This is a genomic window from Limnofasciculus baicalensis BBK-W-15, assembly GCF_024178385.1.
In the GTDB taxonomy this organism is placed as follows: Bacteria; Cyanobacteriota; Cyanobacteriia; order Cyanobacteriales; family Coleofasciculaceae; genus Limnofasciculus; species Limnofasciculus baicalensis.
The window spans coordinates 1-5,958 of the sequence record NZ_JAMZMM010000371.1; the positions used below are offsets into that span (position 1 = coordinate 1).

Here is a 5,958-nt window from a genome sequence, read left to right on the forward strand (position 1 = left end):
CCTCTGCCCCCTACCCCCCTGCCCCATTCAGTCGCTACACTAGATCGGGAGTCAAATAACCCTGGTTAGACTGTAAGTCAAAAATCAAATCTTAACAAAGAACATCCATTAGTCTAAAGGAGACGAAGATTGGACGACACTTATCAAGCTTATCTAAATCGGGTAACACAATTAACCTTGCCCGCTACCTATCAGTCACAGTTGCAGCACATTCAGGAGTCACCAAAATTTGAGCCTCTGACAGATGGTACCAGACGGGCTGTACCCTTTCCGGGTTGTACAGTGGTGACACCACCTTGGGGAGACGAATCAGAAAATGCGGAATTCTACACTAATTTACAGCAACTTCAGCAGGAGCTATTAGAGCAACTCGAGCCGGGTTTAATGATACCCCTGCCTCCCGATAGCTTTCATTTAACCCTTGCTGACTTAATTTGGAATAATGCTTATCGGGATGCTAAAAGGGAAAATTCTGAATTTGAACAGCAATTACATGAACGAATTACTGATAGTTTTCAGAAATATCAGGATTCATTTGCCAACGGGAATCCAATTGGGTGGCAATTATTAGGTTTAATGGTAATGCCCAGAGCAATTGGTGTATGTTTAGCACCAAAAGATGAAGATTCCTATCAGCGGATTTTATACCTCCGCCGCGCAATTTATCAAAATCCCGGTTTGATTGCTTTGGGAATTGAACAGCAATATGATTTTACTGCTCACGTTACATTAGGTTATTTTGGGGAAATTCCAGCTAATCTAGATCGCGATCGCATGATGAACTTGCTTTCAGCTTTTAATCAGCAGTTGTTAGAAAAGGAAGGGACTTCATTCTTTGTACAGCGGGGAGAATTACGGAAGTTTGATGATATGATGCGGTATTATCGAGAACCGGATTATCCTGTTTTGGAGTTTTAAGGAGTTTAGCCTTAATATTTCATTCATTGGCTTCGGAGTTAGATATTTTTAACGCAAAGAGCGCAAAGTTTGGCGCATAGACGCGCAGCGGCTTCTCGTTAGAGTAGAGCGCAAAGGGTTTATGCAATCTTTTTCGTTAAGTTGAATAACGAGAAGTCGGGCGGGTTGGGATTTGAGTGCTATCCTTTATTGACAGGATTTACACATAAGTCTTCAGAAACCCGGTTTCTTCGTCAATATCAATCGTTTAAACCCACGATTTTTTGTAGAAACCGGGTTTCTTTGCGTAAGTCTTAATTGAGTCATGTTTTTCCCTACACCCGCCCCTATTATGAAATTGCCTATCCATCCAATTATGGAGCAAAGTTTTGCCGTCATTGACAGAGAAATTGGTGAACATAAGTTTACTTCTGGTGAATATGCGATTGTGCAGCGAGTTATTCATACTACTGCTGATTTTGAATTTGCTCAATTGATTAAATTTAGCCCAGGTGTAATTGAAACTGCAATTGCGGCTTTACAAAATAAGACTCCTATTATTACTGATGTGGGGATGGTAAGGCAAGGTATCGCTAATTTGGTTGCTCAAACTTTTAATAATCCTATTATTGTTGCTGTTGAGGAAGCACCTGTGGCACTTCCTGGCAAAACTCGCACGGAAACTGGTTTATTGTCATGTTGGCGTAAATTTCCAGAGGCAATTTTTGTTTTTGGTAATGCGCCTACGGCACTATTAGCTTTCTGTGAGGTATTGAAAAATACGTCTGTGAAACCTGCTTTCGCGATTGGCGCACCTGTGGGTTTTATCTCGGTTGTGGAATCGAAACATGCTTTGGCAAAAACTTCTATTCCTCAGATTCGGGTTGATGGGCGTAAGGGGGGATCTCCTGTTGCTGCTGCTATTCTTAATGCTTTAATTGTTTTGAGTTGTTAGTTGTTAGTTGTTGGTTGTTGGTTGTTGGTTAACGATTTTCTGAGATAAGGGGCTAAGAAACCCGGTTTCTTAATGTGAAGTCTTGGAGAAACCAGATTTCTGAATATGAAGTTTATTTACACCCATCTCCTTACTCATTGATTAATTCTTTACCTAACAACCAATAATAAATAACCAATAACAAATAACAAACAACAAATAACAAATGACAAAAATACATGTTATCGGAATTGGCTTAGATGGCGCTGCTGGATTAACGGATTCAGTGCGAGAAATAGTAGAAAATGCAACATTATTAATCGGTAGCAGTCGCCATTTAAGCTACTTCCTGTCTCATCCAGCACCCCGTCTAGTCTTGGGAGATTTCAAACTGGCAATTAGCGAGATTCGCAATAATTTAGCAGAATTAGATGAAAATTACTCGATTGTCGTATTAGTAAGTGGAGATCCGCTATTTTTTGGTTTAGGAAGGTTATTATTAGAAGAGTTGCCACCAAAACAAATAACTTTTTATCCTCATGTCAGTGCGGTGCAATTAGCATTTAGTCGGGTAAAAGTTCCCTGGCAAGATGCTGTGGTAATTAGTAGTCATGGGAGATCTTTAGATGCTTTAACTCAAGCACTACAGGAAGGGCTTGACAAAATTGCCGTTTTAACAGATAGCGTAAATACGCCCAGTGCGATCGCAAATCTTCTCTTAGCTTTGGATTTATCGACTCGTTACGAATTCTGGGTGTGTGAAAATCTGGGAGGAATGGATGAAAAGGTACAGTTTTTATCGATTAATGCGGTATTGAAGGAATGCTTTGCTCCGTTAAATGTGGTGATATTATTACGTCAATCCGATCCCATTGATTTAGGGATAAATGTTGATAATTTACCGATATTAGGGTTATCAGATCGGACATTTGTGAGTTTTCGCGATCGCCCTGGTTTGATGACTAAGCGAGAAATCAGAACTTTAGTATTAGGAGAATTAGCTTTACAACCCCAACAAATAGTTTGGGATATCGGTGCGGGAACGGGATCTGTATCAATAGAAATTGCTCGATTATGCCCTACCTCTCAGGTATACGCGATTGAAAAAACGGCGATGGGAAGTACTTTAATTGAACAGAATTGCCGCCGCTTGCAGGTGACAAATGTAATTTCGATTCACGGGAATGCACCAGATATCTTACAAAATATTCCCACACCAAATCGGATTTTTATTGGCGGGAGTGGGGGGAATTTATCTGCTATTTTGGATTTCTGTAAGCTGAAGTTAGCCCCAAATGGCATAATTGTCTTAGCCTTTGCTACATTAGAACATCTGAATCAATCCCTGACTTGGTTTAAAGAAAACGATTGGCAGTATAAGTTATTGCAAATTCAGCTATCCCGCTCCATTTCCGTGGCAAAATTAACTCGTTTTACACCCCTCAATCCAGTAACAATTGTCACAGCAAAAGGATGAATTATGAAGGTTGAAGGATTACTCCCTTTGCAATAGAAGATGATCTATCTCTTCCTTAGTGTCTTAGTGTCTTAGTGGTTTATTAAATAGTTATTCTTCCACCGCGAAGGGAGTAAGTAAAAAAATAGTTTTACCCCACTCCCCACTCCCCCATTTTCCTAAATATCCAAATCAGTGAAATTCAATCTGGAGCCATAAGTTTCAATGAATTCCCGACGAGGTGCAACACGATCCCCCATTAGCACAGTAAAAATCCGATCCGCTTCCGCCGCATCTTCAATCTCAATTTGTTTTAAAGTACGAGTTTCCGGATTCATTGTAGTTTCCCACAACTGCTGCGGCATCATTTCACCCAAACCTTTGAAGCGCTGAATAGTGTAATTAGCGTTGGAGGGAAATTCTGATAGAAGCTGTTGCAATTCGCGATCGCTATAACAGTAGAAATGATTCTTTCCCCGCTCTATTTTATATAATGGAGGGCAAGCAATATAGATATATCCTTGATCCACAAGAGAGCGTTGATAGCGATAGAAAAATGTCAGTAATAGAGTGCGGATATGTGCCCCATCTACATCAGCGTCAGTCATTAAACAAATGCGATGATAGCGTAATTGGGCAGGATTAAACTCCTCACCCTTAACACCCAATCCCAATGCTGTGATTAATGACTGAATTTCCGTATTCTTGTACATTTTGGCATCATCAGTCTTCTCAATATTGAGAATCTTCCCACGGAGAGGTAAAATAGCTTGGAAGCGGCGATTTCTTCCTTCTTTTGCCGTACCTCCTGCTGATGCACCTTCTACAATAAATATCTCTGATTCTGAAGGATCTCTGGAGCTGCAATCTGCTAATTTACCTGGTAAAGGAGATGATTCTAAAACCGATTTGCGGCGCACCAATTCCCGCGCCCGCCGTGCTGCTTCTGCGGCTTTAAAAGCTTGGATTGCTTTTTCTAAAATAGCATCTACTACTTGGGGACGGAATTCTAGGTATTCTGTCAATACCTCTCCCACCATAGAATCGACAATCCCTCTTACTTCCGTATTCCCTAATTTGGTTTTGGTTTGCCCTTCAAATTCTGGATTGGGGACTTTAACTGAAATCACCCCAGTTAAGCCTTCCCGGATATTTTCACCAGCGAGATTAGGCTCATTTTCTTTAATTTTATTCCGTTTCCGCGCGATCGCATTCATCATCCGCGTCAATACTGTCTTTAACCCCTCCAAATGAGTACCGCCATCAATGGTACGGATATTATTGGCAAAACCCAATAAATTATCATTGTAGGCATCGACGCACCATTGCAATGCTACTTCAATGTAAATACCATTCTTTTCACCTTGGATATAAACAACTTCTTGGTGGAGGGGTTCCTTTTCCCGATTCATGTAGGCAACATATTCTTGAATGCCACCTTCATAATAATAAGTTTCTATCCGTGGTTCCGCAAGTCGATGATCGGTAAATGTAATCTGCACTCCGGCATTCAAATACCCTAATTCCCGCAATCGCCCTGATAGAGTGTTGTAGTCAAACTCAATTCCAGTAGTGAAGATTTGCGTATCGGGCATAAAGGTAACTGATGTACCTGTGCGCTCTTCATCTTCACTAGGTTTAGCGATAAGCTCAGTAACAGGAATTCCTCTTTCAAAACGCTGGATGTGTACCTTTTTATCGAGCCAAACTGTTACTACCACCCACTCTGAGAGGGCGTTAACGACAGAAATTCCGACTCCGTGCAATCCTCCAGATACCTTATAGCCGCCGCCGCCAAACTTACCCCCGGCGTGCAATACTGTCATGACTGTTTCCAGTGCCGATTTCCCTGTGCTAGGGTGGATTCCGGTCGGGATGCCTCGTCCGTCATCTGTTACACTAACGGAACCATCGGCATTGATATCTACTTCGATATGGGTACAATGTCCAGCAAGAGCCTCATCGATCGAGTTGTCTACAACCTCGTATACTAGATGATGGAGTCCTCTGGGTCCAGTAGTACCAATGTACATACCCGGTCGCATCCGCACTGGATCGAGACCTTCAAGAACCTGAATCTGATCGGCACTGTAACTACTCGTCATGTAAGGGCTACTCCATTAAAAGCTTTTAGCCGTTTTGATCGCTCAAAATGGCAAAACACTCTCAAATTATAACATAAAAGGCTTGACGACCACTGCGGCTAGCTCTGAGTAGATATTTATAGTTGGGATAAACCTATTTTAGATTGGGGAGTTGAGATTTTGGCTACTGGGATTGATTACTGGTAAATTTGGGAAGATAGAAGAGTATTGTCTCATAACTGCGATCGCAAAAACTAGCCACCTCCCCCTCTCTATATTAATTAATTATGACTATTCATCCAGACATCATATTAATTGTAATCTGTGGTGCTACCGCTACGGGTAAGTCTGGACTAGCCTTAAAATTAGCAGAGCGATTGGGTTCAATAATTCTTAGTGCTGATTCCCGTCAAGTATATCGCGATTTTGATATTGGTACTGCCAAGCCTTCCTCAGCACAGCAACAACAAATTCCCCATTATTTAATCGACATTTGCGCTCCGACAGAAACCTTAACCCTAGCAGATTACCAAGGACAAGCTCAATCTTTAATTACCTCTTCCCCTTCTTCCAGTAGGGGAATGGGG

5 protein-coding genes are annotated in these 5,958 nt (G+C 41.5%); 4 read left to right on the forward strand and 1 reads right to left on the reverse strand.

The window, feature by feature from the left end; translation table 11 throughout:
* The first annotated feature begins 129 nt into the window (after positions 1-129).
* From NJ959_RS24605 to cbiE, 3 genes are all read left to right on the forward strand, one after another.
* Positions 130-918, forward strand: a complete 789-nt coding sequence (locus NJ959_RS24605; protein WP_254014389.1) for a DUF1868 domain-containing protein — start codon at positions 130-132, stop codon at positions 916-918.
* A gap of 331 nt (positions 919-1,249) precedes the next feature.
* Positions 1,250-1,852: a cobalt-precorrin-8X methylmutase gene (locus NJ959_RS24610; RefSeq protein WP_254014390.1), complete on the forward strand. Its 603-nt coding sequence runs from the start codon at positions 1,250-1,252 to the stop codon at positions 1,850-1,852.
* Between the two features lie 205 nt (positions 1,853-2,057).
* Positions 2,058-3,308 carry a precorrin-6y C5,15-methyltransferase (decarboxylating) subunit CbiE gene (gene cbiE / locus NJ959_RS24615; RefSeq protein WP_254014391.1) on the forward strand — a complete coding sequence of 417 codons (1,251 nt, stop codon included), beginning with the start codon at positions 2,058-2,060 and terminating at the stop codon, positions 3,306-3,308.
* A 158-nt stretch (positions 3,309-3,466) separates the two neighbouring features.
* Here the strand turns inward: cbiE and gyrB are convergent, their stop codons facing one another.
* Positions 3,467-5,392, reverse strand: a complete 1,926-nt coding sequence (gene gyrB, locus NJ959_RS24620) for a DNA topoisomerase (ATP-hydrolyzing) subunit B (RefSeq protein WP_254014392.1) — start codon at positions 5,390-5,392, stop codon at positions 3,467-3,469.
* A 266-nt stretch (positions 5,393-5,658) separates the two neighbouring features.
* On the opposite strand from gyrB, the gene NJ959_RS24625 reads away from it, so the two are divergent.
* A partial coding sequence (locus tag NJ959_RS24625; RefSeq protein ID WP_305069164.1) for an isopentenyl transferase family protein occupies positions 5,659-5,958 on the forward strand: 300 nt, incomplete at its 3' end.